Below are 17865 nucleotides of genomic sequence, written 5' to 3'. Positions count from 1 at the left end.
GTGTCAGAGGCTCAGGCGAGCCTGCCATGACAGTGTTTGAACTTCAGACCCGATCCACACGGGCAAAGGGCATTACGCGGCGTTTCCGCATTCCAGCGCTGAAGCGTCTCCGCATCAGGCTCCACCCCCATTGGGACGGGCTGCGAGCGGGGCTGCATCGGAGCCGCAGACGGGAAACCCACCACAGGCTGCGGCGCCGGAATATCACCACCCGTCGTTCCCTGCACGAACAGCCCTGCAGGCTCTTCAGACGGACCGGACGTTTCAGTGTTGATAACCGGGAACGGCGGCGGCTCGGAGACAGCCTGAATGCGGCACATCGTCTCCGTTACGCGGACCCGCATGTCATCCAGCATCGCCGTGAACATCTGGAAGGCTTCCTGCTTGTACTCGTTCAGCGGATCACGCTGACCATACGCCCGCAGACCAATCCCCTGACGAAGCTGGTCCAGCCCGTGCAGATGCTCTTTCCAGACCGCATCGAACGTCGTCAGCACGACCTGTTTTTCGATCAGACGCATCAGTTCGGGGCCCATATTGGCCGTCCGTGCAGCCTGCGCCTTCGCGGCTTCGGCCTGAATGCGCTCGATCACGCCTTCGGAATCCATGCCGTCTTCCTTCGCCCAGTCTGCGATCGGCAGATCCAGGTTCAGAACACGGGAAACCTCGCGGATCAGCCCTTCCGTATCCCAAGCTTCAGCGAAGGATTTTTCGGGAATATGGGCATGAACCAGATCTTCGATCGTATGTTCGCGCAGCTCGGCAATCACGCCCGACAGGTCTTCCGTCGCCATGTATTCGCGGCGCTGGGCATAAACCTCCTTGCGCTGATCATTCATGACGTCGTCATATTTGAGCGTGTTCTTGCGCATGTCGAAATTGCGCGCCTCAACCCGCTTCTGCGCCTTTTCCAAGGCCTTGTTCAGCCAGGGATGCACGATCGCCTCGCCTTCCTTGAGGCCCATCTTCTGCATCATCGTGCCCATACGGTCGCTGGCGAAAATACGGATCAGATCGTCTTCAAGCGACAGGAAGAAGCGCGAATTACCTGGATCACCCTGACGACCCGAACGGCCGCGCAGCTGGTTGTCCACGCGGCGGCTTTCATGGCGTTCCGTGCCAATCACATACAGACCGCCAGCCTTGTGAACTTCCTCGTGATGCTCCTCGACGCTCGCCCGGATGTCCTGCTCAACGGCCTCGCGCTGCGCCTCATCTTCGACGTTCTCGATACTGGCCTTCACCAGCATCTCGATATTGCCACCCAGTTTGATGTCGGTTCCGCGGCCCGCCATATTGGTCGCAATCGTGATCGCACCCGGCGCACCCGCCTGCGCGACGATAATGGCTTCCTTTTCATGCTGCCGGGCGTTGAGCACGTTATGCGGAATACCGCGCTGTGTCAGGATATGGGAGAGATATTCGCTCTTCTCAATGGACGTCGTGCCCACGAGAATGGGCTGACCCGTTTTGTGGATATCGCGGATCAGGTCCGCCACGGCATTGAACTTTTCCGCAGCCGTCAGATAGACCTCGTCATCCGTATCGATCCGCTGGACCGGCAGGTTCGTCGGGATTTCCACCACGTCGAGGTGATAGATTTCCGCGAACTCATCGGCCTCAGTCATAGCCGTACCGGTCATGCCGGACAGCTTCGGATAGAGCCGGAAATAATTCTGGAACGTGATGGAAGCGAGCGTCTGGTTCTCCTGCTGGATCTCCACATGCTCCTTGGCTTCCAGCGCCTGATGCAGACCATCCGAATAGCGGCGTCCGTCCATCATACGGCCGGTGAACTCGTCGATAATAACGACCTTGCCGTCACGCACGATGTAATCCACATCCCGCGTAAACAGCGTATGCGCCCGCAGGGACTGCTGGACGTGATGGACCACCGCGACGTTATGAATGTCGTATAGGCCGCCGTCCTGAAGCACGCCTGCTTCAGCAAGTAGCTCTTCAACCCGATGTGAACCATGTTCGGTCAGCGTGACGGAACGTAGCTTCTCATCCTTATCGTAAACATCCGGCTCCTGAACGAGCTTCACGACCACATCATCGACAGAACGATAGAGGTCGGAGCTGTCATCCGCAGGACCGGAAATGATGAGCGGCGTCCGCGCCTCGTCGATCAGGATGCTGTCCACCTCATCCACGATCGCATGGTTGAAAGGACGCTGCACCATGTCGGCGAGCGAATATTTCATGTTGTCGCGCAGGTAGTCGAAGCCGAACTCGTTATTTGTGCCATAGGTTATGTCCGCGGCATAAGCCTCGCGACGCTCCCCGTCTGACAGGTTCGGCACGATCACACCCGTCGTCAGCCCGAGGAAGCTATAGAGAACAGACATCTCTTCCGCGTCACGCCGCGCAAGATAGTCGTTCACTGTGACGACATGCACACCCTTGCCGCTCAGCGCGTTCAGATAGACCGCCAGAGTCGCCACAAGGGTCTTGCCTTCGCCGGTTCGCATTTCGGCAATGCGGCCCGCATGCAGCACCATACCGCCGATCATCTGCACATCAAAGTGACGCTTCCCCAGAACACGGCGCGATGCCTCGCGGCAAACCGCAAAGGCTTCAGGCAGCAGACTATCAAGGGTGTCGCCCTTTTCCAGGCGCTCCTTGAACTCTACCGTCTTGTGCCGAAGCTGCTCGTCAGACAGGGCCTGAACCGCAGGCTCCAGTGCATTGATCTCGGGCACACGGCGCTGATACGCCTTGAGCGTGCGATCGTTGGCAGAACCGAAAAGGGCGCGGGCGAGGCGTGCGAACATGCTGAACCTTGAGATGCCGAAGGCCCGGAGCGCCAGCTCTTTCCACTACCGAAAAGAGCCGTCACATCGTGCCGTCAGGATTTTCACGTCTGCTGGAGATAGGACCCGGGCCGCAAAGGGTCAATGGAGAGCCCGCCCAGAACTCCGATGAAATGTTCCCATTGTCATCACAGTGTCACATCTCTGACCGGCTGCGCACCTCGCACGACACCCGCCTGCATCGTGCGTGAAGGAATGGTAACGGACCGCACCCTTGCAGGGCGGACCAGCCTTTGTCATGGTGCAGACCATCCTTTTCTAGGTTACATCCGAGGTAGTCCCCACATGCGGCTTTCCCGCTCCACTTTCGCTCTCGCCGCCCTTCTGGCCGGTACGTCGGTCGCAGCATCGACGGTTTTCGCCGCTCCCGCAGCAGCCCCCGCTGCCGCAGCACCAGCCGCCGCTCCGGCCGCCGCCCCCAACCCCGACATGCTGATCGCCACCGTCAATGGTGCGAAGATCACGCTGGGCGACGTGCAGCGGGCAGCGGGCAATCTTCCGCCGCAGGCCCGCCAGATCCAGCCGTCCGTTCTGGTCCCGCTCATCGTCAACCAACTCGTTGACCAGAAGGCCGTGCAGTTCGCCGCTGAGAAGGAAGGCCTGACCCGCAAGCCGGACGTGAAGGCTGCCATGGATGCCGCTGCCGCGAATGCGCTCCAGAACGCCTATCTCGAAGAAAAAGTCAGCCCGCTGGTCACCGATGCCACTCTGCACGACTTCTATCAGACGCATTATGCGAACAAGAAGCCGGAAGAAGAAATCCACGCCCGCCACATCCTCGTGGACAGCGAGGCGCAGGCCAAGGACATCATCGCCCAGCTCGACAAGGGGGCTGACTTCGGTAAGCTCGCCGCGCAGCTCTCCAAGGACAAAGGGTCGGCTGGCGCAAATGGCGGCGATCTCGGCTGGTTCAAGAAGGCTGACATGTTGCCTGCCTTCTCTGCCGCCGCCTTCGCCATGAAGCCGAACACGATCACCCAGACACCTGTTCACACCCAGTACGGCTGGCACGTGATCCAGGTTCTCGCGACCCGCACGGCCCCGATCCCGACCTTCGACCAGGTCCACGACCAGGTCCGTCAGGAGCTGATCCGCGACAAGGTGCGTGACATCGTTCAGGCCGCTGAATCCCAGGTGAAGGTCGTTCACTACGACGCACAGGGCAAGGTGATCCCGAATGCAGCCCCGGCTGCCGCACCTGCAAAGAAGTAAGACCATGGCAAAGCCGCTCCCCGTCTCTCCGCTCGCTCGTCCGCTGCCGGACCTTGCAACGATTGCGGGTGTGCGGCTTTCCGCCGTCGCCGCGGGCATACGCTATCAGGGCCGTACGGACCTGATGCTCGCGGAATTCGTCCCCGGCACGGTGGCGGCAGGCGTCTATACAAAGAACGCCTGCCCCGGCGCCCCTGTCCTGTGGTGCCGTGAGGCTCTGACGACCCCTTATGCCCGGGCCCTGCTCGTCAATGCAGGCAATGCGAACGTCTTTACCGGCCGCGCCGGAATCCAGGCCTGCGAAGACTGCGCGGACGCCACCGCACAACTTCTCGACTGCCCCCCGCAGGACGTTTTTCTCGCCTCTACAGGCGTAATCGGCGAAAAACTGCCGCAGGACCGCATCATCGCCGCCCTTCCCGCCGCCAAGGCCGAGCTGGAAGATAATGGCTGGGCCGATGCCGCCCGCGCCATCATGACGACGGACACCTTCCCCAAGGCCGCACGTCGCGATGTGAAAATCAACGGCACCCCCGTCCGCATCCAGGGCATTGCCAAGGGATCGGGCATGGTTGCCCCCGACATGGCCACGATGCTGGCCTATGTCGCAACCGACGCCAAACTGCCGCAGAACGTGCTGCAATCCCTGCTGGCCTCCGGCTGCGCCCAGAGCTTCAATTCGATTACCGTCGATTCGGACACGTCCACTTCGGACATGCTGATGATTTTCGCGACCGGACTGGCCGACAATCCCGAAGTCGACGACGTTAATGACCCTGCTCTCGCCGAGTTTACCCTTGCGCTGAACGATCTCCTGCTAGAGCTCGCGCTGATGGTGGTCCGCGATGGCGAAGGCGCAACAAAGCTTGTCCGTATCGCCGTCACCGGAGCGGATTCCAATCTCTCCGCCCACCGCATCGCACTGTGCATCGCCAATTCCCCCCTCGTTAAAACCGCCATTGCGGGCGAAGACGCCAACTGGGGCCGCGTGGTCATGGCAGTGGGAAAAAGCGGAGAACCCGCAGACCGCGACCGTCTCTCCGTCGCCATCGGCGGCACGTGGATCGCAAAAGATGGCGGCGTCGTAGAGAATTACGATGAAGCCCCGGTCGTTGCCCACATGAAGGGTCAGGAGATCGAAATTGCCGTCGATCTCGGCCTGGGCGACGGAGAAGCCCGCGTCTGGACCTGCGATCTGACGCATGGCTACATCGACATCAACGGCTCCTACCGCAGCTGACCACCCCAACACGTCAGCGAGAGCGGGGCTTGTGCAGCCCCGCCTCGGCCATTAGCAAAATCCGGGTGCCGTTTCGTACTTGATATGAGGAAAAATCCATGTCTGCTGGAGCTCGCGTGCTTGTTCTTGGCGGTGGCGTTGGGGGGCTTGAAGCCGCTGCAGCGCTGGGCCGTCGCCAGAACATCTCCCTGACACTCATTGACCGCAGCCCCGTCCATTACTGGAAGCCGGCTCTGCACGAATTCGCTGCGGGCACCATGCAGCATCAGGGAAACTGCATCCCCTTCAAGGAAACGGCCACAAAGTTCGGCTTCACCTTCGTCCAGGGCAGCCCCGTCGCCGTCAACCGCGAAAACAAGACCGTCTCGCTTGATACCGGTGCAACACTGCCATACGATTATCTTGTGGTCGCTCTCGGCTCGCGCGCAAATGACTTCGGCATTCCCGGCATTGTCGATCACTGCATGTTCATAGACAGCCTGAACGACGCTGACGCACTCTTCGCCACCTTCCGCGAAGCCGTACAGAAAGCCCGTGCCGCTGGCGAGAAGCTCTCTATCGGCATCGTCGGCGGTGGCGCAACCGGCGTCCAGCTGATTGCTGAACTATGCAAATCCATCGATGACGCCCGCGGTTTGGGAGCAGCCGTTCGCAAATCCCTGCTGAACGCCGTCCTGATCGAGACTGGCCCCCGCATCCTGCCGGCCTTCCCCGAGGCCGTCTCCACCGCCGCCACGCAGCAGCTTGAAAAGCTCGGGATATCGGTGCGGACTGAAGCCATGGTGGTCGGCGCGGACGAGACCGGTTTCAGCCTCAAATCCGGCGAGCACATCCCCGCAAGCCTCCGCATCTGGGCCGCCGGCGTACGCGCCTCGGATGCCACGAACCTTCTCGAAGGTCTGGAACGCGGACGCTCGGGCCAGCTCGGCGTGACCACCACGCTTCAGACCACGCAGGACCCGGCCGTTTTCGCCATCGGCGACTGCTCCCGCATCGATTCAGCCCCGATCGCGCCGACGGCTCAGGCCGCCCGCCAGGAAGGCCAGTATCTTAGCCGTGCCCTACCGGAAATCATCGCCGGCAGGACCCCTGCCCCCTTTGCCTATAATAACCGCGGTGCCGTCGTGGCCCTGGGAGACTACAACGGCTGGGGAATGCTGGACACCAAACGCAGCTTCGGCGGCGGCCTGCTGTCAGGTCTGGCTGCGCGTCTGATCCATGAGGGACTGTACCGCCAACACCTCGCAGGCATCCTCGGTTTGGCCCCCACAGCCTGCAGCACGGTCCGCGAACATCTTTCGCCGGTCAAACCTGATCTGGGCGCCTGAAATCCCTTTTCAGAAGCCTGTCAAAGAGGGAATGTGGGACGCAGCCTCACCTAACCCTGCGTCCCTTGGTCCGAGAACTCATGAACCCTACCGATCTCTCTCCGCCCTTTGACAGGGTTCTGACCGGCATCGAAGATACACTGCTGGAAAAAGGCTTTTCCTTCCTGCAGGCCGACGTCACACGCCCTCTGTTTGAGCATGAAGGCCTAACGGACTGGCAGGGATTTACCGAGAGCTGGAATCATCTGGGTCTTGACCGCTACATGGCGGATGGTGGCCGTTACCGCCGACGCCGTTATGCGACCTTCTCCGTCTCGCGCGACACCATCACCCGGAAAAAACACCAGCCCCATTATCAGAGCCGGGACTACAACCTGCTCAATGGCGGGGTCGAACGCTGGTTTCCCGCCGTAGCGGACACCATTGCCACCCATCCCGCCATGACAGCCGCAATCCACACAATCAGCCGTATCGCGGATTCCCTGACACCGCCGACGGAAAAGCCGCCGGTCTGGCATGTCGAAGTCCATCAGTTCCGCATCGAGGCCCGTCCAGGCAATGAAGGCCACCCCACGCCCGAAGGCCTGCACCGCGATGGCGTGGACTGGGTTCTGGTGCTGATGGTTGCCCGTCACAACGTGGAACAGGGCGTCACCACGATCCATGATATGCGCAAAGAGCCACTTGGCTCCTTTACCCTGACCAACCCGCTGGACGCTGCCATCGTGGACGATCACCGCGTCTATCACGGTGTCACGGCTGTCCAGCCCGTTGATCCGTCACAACCGGCTTACCGGGACGTGCTGGTGGTGACGTTGCGTCACGAATGACACCCGAAGCTTCACCAATGTTCTTCTTCAATTTCGTGTTATGACAGGTCTCATGTCGATCCAGCAGATTCTTTCCCGCCCTGCGGCGGTTCTGGCCCTGTCCTTCATGCTCTCCGGATCCCTGTCCTGTGCGGATGCCGCGACAGGCAAGACCCGCCATCACACACGGCATGCAGCGCAGTCGGCCATTGCCGGTGCCGCCCCAGTCATCCTAACGGCCCATCCGGGCACGAAGCTGGATGAAGATGCCCGCAAACTGAACGAGGACGATCTTCAGGACGCGGCCAAGCACCATGACCAGCCGGTCGTGCTCGTCGGCTCCGCCCCGCTCTCTTCAGGCAAAAATGACGAAGCCCTGTTCGTACAGCTCCAGTCCGCGCGCCTCTGCGGTTCCGCAGGCTGCACAACGTCCGTCTATCTAAAGCACGACGACACGTGGAACACGGTTCTGGACTCCGTGAACGGCGATATTTCCGTCCTGCCCACGCGCCACAAGGGCATGCATGACCTGCTGGTCAGCCCAAATGACCGCTGGGTCTGGAACGGCAAGGAATATCAGGACACGCTCAGCGCATCGCCTGTACCTAAATAACCACTGTTTTTCAGGAAATCTGGAGCGGGCGAGGGGAATCGAACCCCCGTATGCAGCTTGGGAAGCTGCCGTTCTACCATTGAACTACGCCCGCTTGCGGTTCCGATCATAACCGCTCTGTGCGCCCTCCGCAATCCGCCTTCAAGGTGTTGACGCAAAACCGAAATACGGCTCATAGTCCTGCCTGTCAGAAACGTCATGGCGTGCCTGACCCTCGTGATTTGAGCGGCCGGCTTGCGGCGAGGTTAAAGAATTGCGCTAAAGAGGCCCTGCGTCGTTATCGAACGATTTCCAGGACTTCCACGGCCCACCACATGCGCCCTACACCGACAGGGCGTCTTATGGAGGGACATCATGTCTTCAGAAAACTGGCGCACAGCCACCCGTCTCCTACACGAAGCTCCGAACCGCACCGAGTTCGGCGAAACGTCCGAGGCGCTCTTCCTGACTTCCGGCTTCGTCTATGACAGCGCCGAACAGGCCGCTGCAACCTTCACAGGCGACGTCCAGCACTTCCAGTATTCCCGCTTCGGCAACCCAACCGTGGATACGCTTCAGGAGCGTCTGGCCCTCCTCGAGGGTGCAGAAGCCTGTGTCGCCACATCCACCGGCATGGGCGCCGTCTCCTCGGCCATCCTGTCGCATGTGAAGGCCGGAGACCGCGTCGTGGCTTCCCGTGCCATTTTCGGCTCCTGCTACTGGATCGTGACCAACCTCCTCCCCCGATATGGCATCGAGACCGAACTGGTGGACGGCACAGATTACGACGCCTGGGAGCGCGCACTCTCGAAGCCGACAGCCGCCGTGCTGATCGAAAGCCCGTCCAACCCGATGCTCGATGTCCTCGACATCGCCCGCGTTGCCAAGCTGACGCACAAAGCAGGCGGTCTGCTGATCGTGGACAACGTATTCGCCACACCTCTCGGCCAGTCCCCGCTCAAGCTCGGCGCAGACGTGATCGTCTATTCCTGTACGAAACATATCGACGGACAGGGCCGCGTCCTTGGCGGCGCAGTGCTCGGTTCCAGCGCATGGATCAACGAGACGCTTCAGCCCTACACCCGCAATACGGGCAATGCGCTCTCACCATTCAACGCCTGGGTTCTCCTCAAGGGTCTGGAAACGCTTCAGCTCCGCACGCACGCCATGGCGCGCAATGCCGCCGCCGTCGCCGATGCACTGACCGAACTGCCGGGTGTCGTTCAGGTCCGCTATCCAGGTCGCGCCGACCACCCGCAGCATGAACTCGCAAAAGCCCAGATGAGCAATGGCGGCTCCATGGTGGCATTCGTGGTGGACAAGGGCCGTGAGGGCGCATTCGCCTTCATGAACGCCTTCAAGATCATCGCGATTTCAAACAATCTCGGCGATGCCCGGAGTCTCGCGACCCACCCCGCCACGACGACCCATATGCGCGTCAGCGAAGAGGAGCGTGCCCGTCTCGGCATCACCGATGGCGCCATCCGCCTCTCCGTCGGTCTGGAAGATCCGGCAGACCTGATCGACGATCTCAAGCGCGGTGCTGCGGCTGTCGCGGCCCTCGCATAAGTTTTCCTGACAAATCCCCGGGATGGCTTTACAATGGCGTCATGCCTGACAAGTCATCCCACCCCCATCTGCACGCCGATCCCGAGACGGCACTCGCCGAGGCCATGGAAAGCGCCCCCCGCTTCAGCGAAACAACGGACGACGTGACGGTCACGGTCCGGACCTTCTGGCTGGACGACCAGTCCCATCCCGAAGACCATCAATACGCCTGGGCCTATCACATCAGCATCGAGAACGAGCGCAAGGACACGTTCCAGCTCCTCTCCCGCAGCTGGGAAATCGTGGACGGACTTGGACGGAAAGAGCATGTTCACGGCGATGGCGTCGTTGGCGAACAGCCCGTAATCGCGCCGCAGGAACAGTTCGACTATACGTCCGGCGCCATGCTCACGACACCGACCGGCTTCATGCGCGGCACCTATCACATGGTGGAGCCCCGCTCGGGCCATCGCTTTGACGTCAGTATTCCCGTTTTCAGCCTCGACAGCCCTCACGACAGCACACTGGTGCACTGACCGGCCGTGAGTGGGCCACACAGACAGGCAGAGGAACAGTCACACAAGCTTGACGTTCCCGCCGTCCCGGCCCATTCCTCCCCCATGCGTATCGCTGCCCTCCTTCTCGCCGCCGGTCGTGGCCGGCGCTTTGACGCCTCCTCGCAGAGCGGGGAAAATTCTTCCAAGCAGTTCCGGATGTTGCGGGGAAAACCCGTCATCCGCAGAGCCGCCGAAGCCCTCCTACCGCATGTGGACGTGCTCCTGCCCGTGGGCGACGATCCCCTGCTGGCCGGCAGCCTCAGGGGACTGGATATCCTGCCCCCCGTCAGCGGCGGTGCGGAACGTCATGACAGCGTGCGCAACGGTCTCGAAGCCCTTGCTGCCCTCCCCGAGCCGCCCGATTTAGTGCTGGTTCATGACGGGGCCCGTCCCTGCGTCCCGGCGGAAGTCGTGCAGAACGTGATCGAGGCACTGAAAACTCATGAGGGCGTGATCCCGGCCGTCGCCGTCATCGACACGATCAAGAAAGCCGCCGACGGCATCATCATCGATACCGTCCCGCGAGACGGGCTGTGGCGCGCCCAGACCCCACAGGGTTTCCGCTTCGGCACCCTGCTCGAACTTCACCGTACCCTGCGCGATGCCCGTACCGATGATGCCGCCCTGCTCGAACAGGCCGGCCATCCGGTGGCGATCGTTCAAGGGTCGGAAGACAATATCAAACTGACTGTTGCGGAGGACCTGATGCGTCTTGAAGGTGTGATTGACCGAAACCTGCTGCCCCGCGTCGGACTGGGCTATGACGTCCATGCCTTCGAGGAAGGCCGCAAGCTGATCCTGTGCGGCATTGAGGTGCCCCATACAAAGGGCCTCGCCGGACATTCCGACGCCGATGTCGGCATCCATACACTGTGCGACGCCATCTACGGCGCACTGGCCGAAGGTGATATCGGCCGCCATTTCCCGCCATCCGACAACGAATGGAAGGACATGGACTCGGCCCGCTTCCTGATCCATGCCGGCGAGCGCATCCGTGAGCGCGGCGGCTTCCTCGTGAACGCCGACGTCACGCTGATCTGCGAACGCCCCAAGATCGGCCCGCACGCCGAAGCCATGCGCAACCGCCTCGCCGATCTCCTGAAGGTCAGTGTCAGCCGTATCTCGGTCAAAGCCACGACCTCCGAGCGTCTGGGCTTCACAGGCCGCGAAGAAGGGATTGCCGCTACCGCTACCGTCAGCATCATGGTCCCGGATAACGGGGAAGCCTGACCCTTCCTCATGCCCGCACACGCCGGAGACCGTCGATGAAGTTTTGCTATTTTTCCGCCTGCTGCATCACAGCGGCATTGCTGCTTCATCCAGCTCTGGCGGCCTCCCCCTGCGATGGAACCAGTACGCCCGATGGCGAAGCCTGCGAGCGCCTGCACCTGTCACAGGCTGAGGCAGAACTCGATCGATATACTGAGGCTGCCATCCACAAAATGCAGACGAGCACTGCACCGGCCCAGACACTGGCCCATTTCCACGAGGCGCAAGTCGCTTGGAAGCAGTTCCGCAAAGAGGAATGCAACGCCGTCTATAGTGCATGGTCCGATGGAACGATCAGAGACACCATGGAACTGATCTGCGCGACGCGACTGACTGAAGACAGAACCTGCGAAATCTGGTATAACTGGCTGACATTTCCGGACAGCACGCCACCACTTCTTCCTGAGCCACCGCTCAAACGCGGGCGGTAGACAGACATCCCGTACAAAAAGCCCGGCACTCCCAAAAAGAGGCCGGGCTTTTTTCATGCCTGATTATGCAGCGGCTCAGCCGTGAATGGCACAGACCACCACGATCAGTGGTGTCGCGGCCAGAAAGACCCATGCTCCGATGGAGCAGGTTTTCACGACATGGGTACCCATGTGGCGCAACAGGGGCCTACGAACGGATACGGACATATCTTCCTCGAATCTCACAGTGTTCGACAGATCCGGAGATAGCGCCCGATCCCCGGCGGGGCGAGTCACCAATCATCTCGTTCTGTCTCATGGCTGGAGCTTCAATGATCCCCGAATATGGCAAGATCGTGCCCCATTCAGGGCATTTTTCTCTCAGATCGAAACCTGCCGTCCGAGCGTTAGAAACATGCCTGCGTCAAGAATATCCTTCTCGCGGTTTTCCATCGTGCGGACGAGTTCATCATCCTGCCCCCAGGTCGCAAGCTGGGATTTTTCATCATTATTGGCCCACAGCACCGCATCTACGAGGCTGACAGCACCACCCACGACCGCAAGCGACAGAAGTAGACTGCCCGTCGCCTGCGCCAGAACACCCAGAACCGCAAGTTCCAAATCATCCCGTGCCGCCAGAAGCCCCGCCAGGGCCTCCTGGTACCCTTCGGGCTGCACAACCGGCATGAGACCATCGGTTACACTCGGATGGACCCCGTAACCCGAAAGCCAGGCGAAAACCTGCACCGCAACAGGCCCGATCCCGTCTGCACAATAGCAAAGTCCGTCATCCACCCCGAGTCCGAGCAACATGTCCCGCGCAGCCTGCGGAGCGGGCGCAATCCGCTCGATCATCGTCCCGGCCATCCGCGTCAGAGGCAGGAAATCCGGCGTGAAAGCTGTGCCTTCTGCAATCTGGCCCCACTCCCCGGCAATGGCTTCGGCAAGCGCGGACGAACGAACAGCCAGAACATGACCCTGCGGCAGACGGATCGGCCGGCCATCCAGACGCGGCTGAAACAGCCCGTCATCCGATACAACCGTAACATCTTTCCAGAAACGCTTGTGCCCGCTCAATGCAGAACTCCCAGAGCCCGCAGGATGTCCCCGGCCTTTGAATGATGCGCCTTAACCGCCGAAGGAGCCGGACCAGCCTGCCCCTCCCGCGCTGCCGCCAGCGGTGCCGTGCAGGGATCAGCTGTATTGCTGTCCCCGCCGATCGTCACATGGAAATTACCACCCGCATCCCGATCCTGCGCGACATGTGGGGCCGCTAACGTTCCGGTCAGCACAACCGGTGTGGACGCACCTGCGCCTTCAAAATCCACAACCGGCAGAAGGCGCAGATCCAGCGCCTGCGTCCCAAGCCCAACAGTCCCGCTGCCCGACGTCGAGAACCGCCCGGACTGAAGCCCCAGTGTGTCGATATGGGCAACGTCGTTCGCAATGCTCATATGCACCCCCAGGCAGCGGAGCGAACGCCCCCCTTTCCCGAGCACCAAACTGGCCGCAGACCCTGCCATCTGCCCCAGAAGCTCGCTCTGCACCTGGCCATCCACCATGGAAATGCCCAGATGCCCGTCCAGCGACTGCCGCAGTTCCTGCGCATTGTTGCCCTTCGCCGAAAGCTGCCCCACGACTTGCACCGGTCCCTGAAGCAGAAGCGGTATCCCAAGCTGCGTCTCCAGCAGACCAGCCGGAAGCATCAGCGGCTGGAACGTCACGCTAGCCGTCACCGGAAGCGCACCGGCATCCAGTTCCGCCATTCCGGACAGCGGCAGTCCCTGCGCCTGACCAGAAATCGGATCCAGACGCAGATGGCCGCCCGACAGCGTCAGGCGCGTCGCCAAATCGGTATAGTCACGCCCCGCAAATACGACATGATCCGCCGTCAGATGCAGGTTCACATCCTGCGCCCGCAACCGCTTCACCCAGGACGGTGTCTGGTCCATAGCGGCCGTCTCAACCGAAGGCTGATCGCTCACAGCCGGAGCCGGGCCATCATTCAGCGGTGCCACAGGCTTCGGTGCGGGCACAGCCGGAACAGCGGGCGTAACAGCCGGTGCAGCCGGTTGCGCAGGCTGGAGCCACAGCCTCTTGAGCACATCCAGATCCATTTTCGTGGCATGCAGGTTTCCGCTCACGACCGGCGGAACGTCATGCCCCAGAACCAGCGTGAGCGCCCCGTCCACAGACAGTTCCTGACTGCCAAAGGCCAGCCCATCGAACGACAGGTTCTCACGGTCTAGCCCGTCCAGCGTGCCATGCAGACTGACATCATGCAGAACTGCACCTGGCAGATGGAGCATCTTGCTGCTTCCTTCTGCCACAAGATGCCCATTTTCCACACCGATCGTGCCCGAAAGGGCAAAACGGGCACTATCCTGCGCATTGAGCGAAGGCGCACCAGACGGAAGCGTCGCCTGGCTCCGCAGCTGCACCGTCAGCGGCACAGCGGTCTTTAACCCGTCGCGCCAGGCCGCAAGCGCCTGCTGCATCGTCCCCGCCCCACCTTCGACATGCCAGGCCGTATCCCGCCACTGCGTATCTGCTGCGACAGTCAACGCCGCATCCGGCCCTGCGGAGTCGACATGCAGGTTCCGCAGCACGCCCTGCCGCAGTGCGACATAACCAGCATGCAAATGCACGCGCGTCGGCGTCATCCCGCCAAGAACCTGATGCAACAGCGCATCCCCATCCAGATCCGTCAGCGGACCGGGACTGCCCTGAACCGCAACATCTCCGCCAAGGGCCGGCACATTCGGAAGATTGGCATGCGGGAACAGACGATGCGCATCCTGAAGATTGAGCCATTCGCCCTGCGCCGTCAGAACTACGTTTTCCATCCGCGACGGATTACCGATCCGACCGTCCAGATTCAGCCAGTCGCGCTTATCCCCCTCACCCAGCGTCGTCCCGATGCTGAACGCCCAAGGTTGCGTACCCCGGATCTGCGACAAATTGCCGACATGTCCCTTGAGCGCGAACGGCATACCCGCATGATGTCCCTGCAGGCTGATCCATGGGCTGGAACTGCGCAGCCCTGCCAGATCCAGCTTATCCAGACCGAACGAACCGCTTGTGTGTGTCAGACGATCGTTCCAAATCACCGCAGCCTGCGCGACATGCAACCCATCCAGAGACAGATCCCAGTGCGCCTGAATCCGCTGCCCGCTCTGGCCATGCACCGGCAGAGACGCATCCTCGTTCTCACGATCCGGCGTCAAGGACCAGTTCGCCTGCCCGTCCAGTCCCCGCACCAGATTGACCGTCGCGCCTTCGAGCACGAAATCCTGAAAGCGTACTTCCCGATGCAGCAGGGCAAAAACGGCGATCCCGGCATGAACCGTATGGGCCTTGAGAAGCGGCACCTGTCCATCGCGCGTAAGCACAACATCAGACGCCTCAAAGGCCGGCCAGGGCAGAAACTGCACCGACGAATGACGGACCTGCATCGTAAGCCCGGTCTGGTGCCGAAGCGCCACGGCCACGCGCTCGCGCAGCGCGTCCTGATCGATCAGGACATGCGTGGCCACGCTTACACCAACAAAAGCAACGATGACAGCAATCAGACCGCCGGTAAGCTTCTTCATTTCGCAGGCCCCCGGCCCTTGCTGCTGCCTCCACGAACGCGTTTGGGCGCAGGCGTCTCACCCGGCACGAAGCCCAGCGTGCGGAAAGTCTCACGCATATGCGGCGGCAGAGGGGCCGTCACGATCAGGCGTCCACCGGCGGGATGGGGAATATCGAGCTGGCGCGCATGCAGATGCAGCCGGTCGATGAACCCTTCCGGATGCGCAGCCTTTCCGCCATAGCGCGGATCACCAAGGATCGGCGTACCGATGGATTCGGTATGCACGCGAAGCTGATGCGTCCGCCCGGTCAGCGGAGACAGCTTCAGCCAGCTCAGCTTCTTTCCGGCCGCATCGAGCGTCGCATAATCCGTCTTGGCCGACGCTGCGTCTTCCTCATCGCGTGACGCCGCAATCACCAGCGCCGCACCACCCGCGCCAATCTTGGCCAGAGGCTGGTCGATGATGCCGGATTCCGGCGAAGGGCGCCCAACCACCACGGCCCAGTACGTCTTTTCCACATCGCGGCCGCGGAACGCCGCCGCAAGCTTCGCCGCCACACCCGGCGTACGGGCAATCAGCAGGATGCCGGACGTATCACGGTCGATGCGGTGCACCAGACGCGGCCGGTCTCCGCCCTCGGACCGCAGGCCGTCAAGCATCATGTCCACATGCTTCGTAATGCCAGGCCCGCCCTGCGTCGCAAGACCGGACGGCTTGTCGAGAACCAGCAGATGCTCGTCCTCGTAAATCACCATCTTGCGAATCTCGCGCTCCAGCATCGGGTCCGGTGGCGGTGGCGGCGCGGGCTTGTCCACATCCGGCAGCGGCGGGATGCGGACGGTCTGTCCGGGGATCAGGCGCGTATTGGTCTGAACACGGCCTCCCTCCACGCGGATCTGTCCCTTGCGGCACAGTTTCTGAAGCGCGCCCTGCGTCAGATTGGGGTAGTGACGTCTGAACCAGCGGTCGAGGCGAATATCGGCCTCATCCTCGGTCACAATGCGGTTGGTAACTGTCATGGTTCGCGGGATGCCCTCTTGGCGGCCCGCATGTCCAGAAGTTTTCTGATACGCCCCTCATGTCCGCGGTCCGTGGGATGATAAAGGGACGCTCTGGGCATCCCGTCCGGAAAGTAGTTCTGACCCGAAAACGCGTCCTCGCTGTCGTGGTCGTATTCGTAGCCCTTGCCGTACCCGATATCCTTCATCAGGGACGTCGGCGCGTTCAGGATATGGGACGGCGGCATCAGACTGCCGGTATCGCGTGCCAAAGCACGGGCCGCTTTGTACGCCGTGTAAACCGCATTGGATTTCGGTGCAGTCGCCAGATGCACCACAACCTGCGCCAGCGCCAGCTCCCCTTCCGGAGAGCCCAGCCGCTCATAGGTCTGCCATCCCGCCACGGCCATCGGCAGCGCGGAGGGATCGGCCTGCCCCACATCCTCGGCCGCGAACCGCGTCAGACGCCGGGCGATGTAACGCGGATCCTCCCCGCCCTCCAGCATGCGCGCGAACCAGTACAAAGCCGCATCCGGATCGCTGCCCCGCAGCGATTTGTGCAGGGCGGAAATGAGATTGTAATGCTCTTCCCGGTCCCGGTCATACAGGATGGCCCGGCGGGACAGGATCGCCGCCAGATCGCGCGGCGTCAGCACCTGCGACGGATCAAGCGCCACAAGCTGCTCGACCATATTCAGCAGATACCGCCCGTCCCCATCCGCCATGGCGCGCAGACTGGCCCGCGCTTCCGGATCAAGCGGGAGAGGACGACCGACTTCCTCTTCCGCATGTTCCAGCAGGTTCTCAAGGCTCGCATCATCCAGCCGGTTCAGCACCAGAACCTGACACCGCGAGAGCAGCGCCGCATTCAGCGCAAAGGACGGATTTTCGGTGGTCGCTCCCACCAGAACCACTGTCCCGCGCTCGACATACGGCAGAAACCCGTCCTGCTGCGCGCGATTGAAACGATGAATTTCATCCACGAACAGCAGCGTGCCCTTACCCGTCGCCGCCTGTTTCTGATCCGCCTCCTCAAACGCCCGACGCAGATCCGCCACGCCGGAAAATACGGCAGAAATCTGGGAATAAAACAGCCCGGCACGTCCTGCGAGCAGGCGCGCAATCGTCGTCTTGCCACATCCCGGACCGCCCCACAGGATCAGGCTGGACAGCGTCCCGCGCGCCAACATCCGCGTGAGTGTCCCCTCAGGCCCGAGCAGATGATCCTGCCCCCGCACATCTTCCAGCCTCTTCGGCCGCAGCCGGTCTGCCAGAGGCTGCGTCCGGGACGGCGGACGACGCTGCACCTGAGGCGCTTCGATAGGGCGCTGCTGCCGCATGTTCTCCGGCACGCGGGAGGGCATACGGCCCAAAGGATGTCCCGGAGCACGGTTCGCGTCCGGAGCGCCGCCGAAAAGATCTGTCATGTCGGTCACTGGCGTCTCCCGCTCCCCGAAACCCCATCAGAAGGTCTGCTCCCCGGATATGGGGAGCCCGGCCGGTCAGGAAAA

Annotated in this window: 15 protein-coding genes, 1 tRNA gene and 1 riboswitch; of the genes, 9 read left to right on the top strand and 7 right to left on the bottom strand. The window is 61.8% G+C overall.

Features of this window, described 5'->3' with window-relative positions; all coding sequences use genetic code 11:
* Positions 1–11: 11 nt before the first annotated feature.
* Complete coding sequence (gene secA, locus IGS75_RS09785; RefSeq protein WP_202256728.1) at positions 12–2777, bottom strand: preprotein translocase subunit SecA; 2766 nt, start codon at positions 2775–2777, stop codon at positions 12–14.
* 324 nt (positions 2778–3101) lie between these two features.
* Between secA and IGS75_RS09780 the strand changes: the two genes are divergently transcribed.
* The 5 genes from IGS75_RS09780 to IGS75_RS09760 all read left to right on the top strand — a co-directional run bounded on the left by IGS75_RS09780 (position 3102) and on the right by IGS75_RS09760 (position 8018).
* Positions 3102–4028, top strand: a complete 927-nt coding sequence (locus IGS75_RS09780; protein ID WP_174787501.1) for a peptidylprolyl isomerase — start codon at positions 3102–3104, stop codon at positions 4026–4028.
* Positions 4029–4032: 4 nt separating this feature from the next.
* A complete protein-coding gene (gene argJ / locus IGS75_RS09775; RefSeq protein WP_202256727.1) occupies positions 4033–5268 on the top strand; it encodes a bifunctional glutamate N-acetyltransferase/amino-acid acetyltransferase ArgJ in 1236 nt (411 codons plus the stop codon).
* A 98-nt stretch (positions 5269–5366) separates the two neighbouring features.
* Complete coding sequence (locus IGS75_RS09770; protein ID WP_202256726.1) at positions 5367–6596, top strand: NAD(P)/FAD-dependent oxidoreductase; 1230 nt, start codon at positions 5367–5369, stop codon at positions 6594–6596.
* Between the two features lie 80 nt (positions 6597–6676).
* On the top strand, positions 6677–7426 hold the full coding sequence (locus IGS75_RS09765; RefSeq protein WP_202256725.1) for a 2OG-Fe dioxygenase family protein: 750 nt from the start codon (positions 6677–6679) through the stop codon (positions 7424–7426).
* Positions 7427–7478: 52 nt separating this feature from the next.
* Positions 7479–8018, top strand: a complete 540-nt coding sequence (locus IGS75_RS09760) for a hypothetical protein (RefSeq protein WP_202256724.1) — start codon at positions 7479–7481, stop codon at positions 8016–8018.
* 20 nt (positions 8019–8038) lie between these two features.
* On the opposite strand, the gene IGS75_RS09755 is transcribed toward IGS75_RS09760, so the two are convergent.
* A tRNA-Gly gene (locus tag IGS75_RS09755) sits at positions 8039–8112 on the bottom strand.
* Positions 8113–8221: 109 nt separating this feature from the next.
* Positions 8222–8301, top strand: a riboswitch (SAM riboswitch).
* Positions 8302–8372: 71 nt separating this feature from the next.
* On the opposite strand from IGS75_RS09755, the gene metZ reads away from it, so the two are divergent.
* The 4 genes from metZ to IGS75_RS09735 all read left to right on the top strand — a co-directional run bounded on the left by metZ (position 8373) and on the right by IGS75_RS09735 (position 11802).
* Positions 8373–9566, top strand: a complete 1194-nt coding sequence (gene metZ / locus IGS75_RS09750) for an O-succinylhomoserine sulfhydrylase (protein WP_202256723.1) — start codon at positions 8373–8375, stop codon at positions 9564–9566.
* Positions 9567–9607: 41 nt separating this feature from the next.
* Positions 9608–10081 (top strand): Co2+/Mg2+ efflux protein ApaG, encoded by a 474-nt coding sequence (gene apaG, locus IGS75_RS09745; protein ID WP_202256722.1) that lies wholly within the window; start codon positions 9608–9610, stop codon positions 10079–10081.
* A gap of 84 nt (positions 10082–10165) precedes the next feature.
* Complete coding sequence (locus IGS75_RS09740; RefSeq protein WP_202258427.1) at positions 10166–11332, top strand: bifunctional 2-C-methyl-D-erythritol 4-phosphate cytidylyltransferase/2-C-methyl-D-erythritol 2,4-cyclodiphosphate synthase; 1167 nt, start codon at positions 10166–10168, stop codon at positions 11330–11332.
* Positions 11333–11367: 35 nt separating this feature from the next.
* Positions 11368–11802: a lysozyme inhibitor LprI family protein gene (locus IGS75_RS09735; RefSeq protein WP_202256721.1), complete on the top strand. Its 435-nt coding sequence runs from the start codon at positions 11368–11370 to the stop codon at positions 11800–11802.
* Positions 11803–11877: 75 nt separating this feature from the next.
* Here IGS75_RS09735 and IGS75_RS15710 read toward each other — a convergent pair whose 3' ends face one another.
* The 5 genes from IGS75_RS15710 to IGS75_RS09715 form a co-directional block, all read right to left on the bottom strand.
* Positions 11878–12009, bottom strand: a complete 132-nt coding sequence (locus IGS75_RS15710) for a hypothetical protein (RefSeq protein ID WP_255320838.1) — start codon at positions 12007–12009, stop codon at positions 11878–11880.
* 153 nt (positions 12010–12162) lie between these two features.
* Positions 12163–12858 (bottom strand): ATP12 family protein, encoded by a 696-nt coding sequence (locus IGS75_RS09730; RefSeq protein WP_202256720.1) that lies wholly within the window; start codon positions 12856–12858, stop codon positions 12163–12165.
* Entirely contained in the window at positions 12855–15374 is a 2520-nt protein-coding gene (locus IGS75_RS09725) for an AsmA family protein (protein ID WP_202256719.1), read from the bottom strand. Before IGS75_RS09725 ends, IGS75_RS09730 begins: the two co-directional genes overlap by 4 nt.
* Positions 15371–16375 carry an RluA family pseudouridine synthase gene (locus IGS75_RS09720; RefSeq protein WP_202256718.1) on the bottom strand — a complete coding sequence of 335 codons (1005 nt, stop codon included), beginning with the start codon at positions 16373–16375 and terminating at the stop codon, positions 15371–15373. Before IGS75_RS09720 ends, IGS75_RS09725 begins: the two co-directional genes overlap by 4 nt.
* A complete protein-coding gene (locus IGS75_RS09715) occupies positions 16372–17694 on the bottom strand; it encodes a replication-associated recombination protein A (protein ID WP_237469078.1) in 1323 nt (440 codons plus the stop codon). The genes IGS75_RS09720 and IGS75_RS09715 overlap by 4 nt, the downstream gene beginning before the upstream one ends.
* Positions 17695–17865 lie beyond the last annotated feature (171 nt).

The sequence above is a fragment of the Gluconobacter sphaericus genome (assembly GCF_016757795.1).
In the GTDB taxonomy this organism is placed as follows: Bacteria; Pseudomonadota; Alphaproteobacteria; order Acetobacterales; family Acetobacteraceae; genus Gluconobacter; species Gluconobacter sphaericus.
This window is presented reverse-complemented; position numbering and strand designations above follow the sequence as displayed.

What these genes read in the sequence shown, in the direction of transcription:
- secA (WP_202256728.1), bottom strand. Translation starts at nt 2,777, where the DNA reads ATGTTCGCACGCCTCGCCCGCGCCCTTTTCGGTTCTGCCAACGATCGC.
- IGS75_RS09725 (WP_202256719.1), bottom strand. Translation starts at nt 15,374, where the DNA reads ATGAAGAAGCTTACCGGCGGTCTGATTGCTGTCATCGTTGCTTTTGTT.
- metZ (WP_202256723.1), top strand. Translation starts at nt 8,373, where the DNA reads ATGTCTTCAGAAAACTGGCGCACAGCCACCCGTCTCCTACACGAAGCT.
- IGS75_RS15710 (WP_255320838.1), bottom strand. Translation starts at nt 12,009, where the DNA reads ATGTCCGTATCCGTTCGTAGGCCCCTGTTGCGCCACATGGGTACCCAT.
- IGS75_RS09765 (WP_202256725.1), top strand. Translation starts at nt 6,677, where the DNA reads ATGAACCCTACCGATCTCTCTCCGCCCTTTGACAGGGTTCTGACCGGC.
- IGS75_RS09740 (WP_202258427.1), top strand. Translation starts at nt 10,166, where the DNA reads ATGCGTATCGCTGCCCTCCTTCTCGCCGCCGGTCGTGGCCGGCGCTTT.
- IGS75_RS09715 (WP_237469078.1), bottom strand. Translation starts at nt 17,694, where the DNA reads ATGCGGCAGCAGCGCCCTATCGAAGCGCCTCAGGTGCAGCGTCGTCCG.
- argJ (WP_202256727.1), top strand. Translation starts at nt 4,033, where the DNA reads ATGGCAAAGCCGCTCCCCGTCTCTCCGCTCGCTCGTCCGCTGCCGGAC.
- IGS75_RS09760 (WP_202256724.1), top strand. Translation starts at nt 7,479, where the DNA reads ATGTCGATCCAGCAGATTCTTTCCCGCCCTGCGGCGGTTCTGGCCCTG.
- IGS75_RS09780 (WP_174787501.1), top strand. Translation starts at nt 3,102, where the DNA reads ATGCGGCTTTCCCGCTCCACTTTCGCTCTCGCCGCCCTTCTGGCCGGT.
- IGS75_RS09735 (WP_202256721.1), top strand. Translation starts at nt 11,368, where the DNA reads ATGAAGTTTTGCTATTTTTCCGCCTGCTGCATCACAGCGGCATTGCTG.
- IGS75_RS09720 (WP_202256718.1), bottom strand. Translation starts at nt 16,375, where the DNA reads ATGACAGTTACCAACCGCATTGTGACCGAGGATGAGGCCGATATTCGC.
- IGS75_RS09770 (WP_202256726.1), top strand. Translation starts at nt 5,367, where the DNA reads ATGTCTGCTGGAGCTCGCGTGCTTGTTCTTGGCGGTGGCGTTGGGGGG.
- apaG (WP_202256722.1), top strand. Translation starts at nt 9,608, where the DNA reads ATGCCTGACAAGTCATCCCACCCCCATCTGCACGCCGATCCCGAGACG.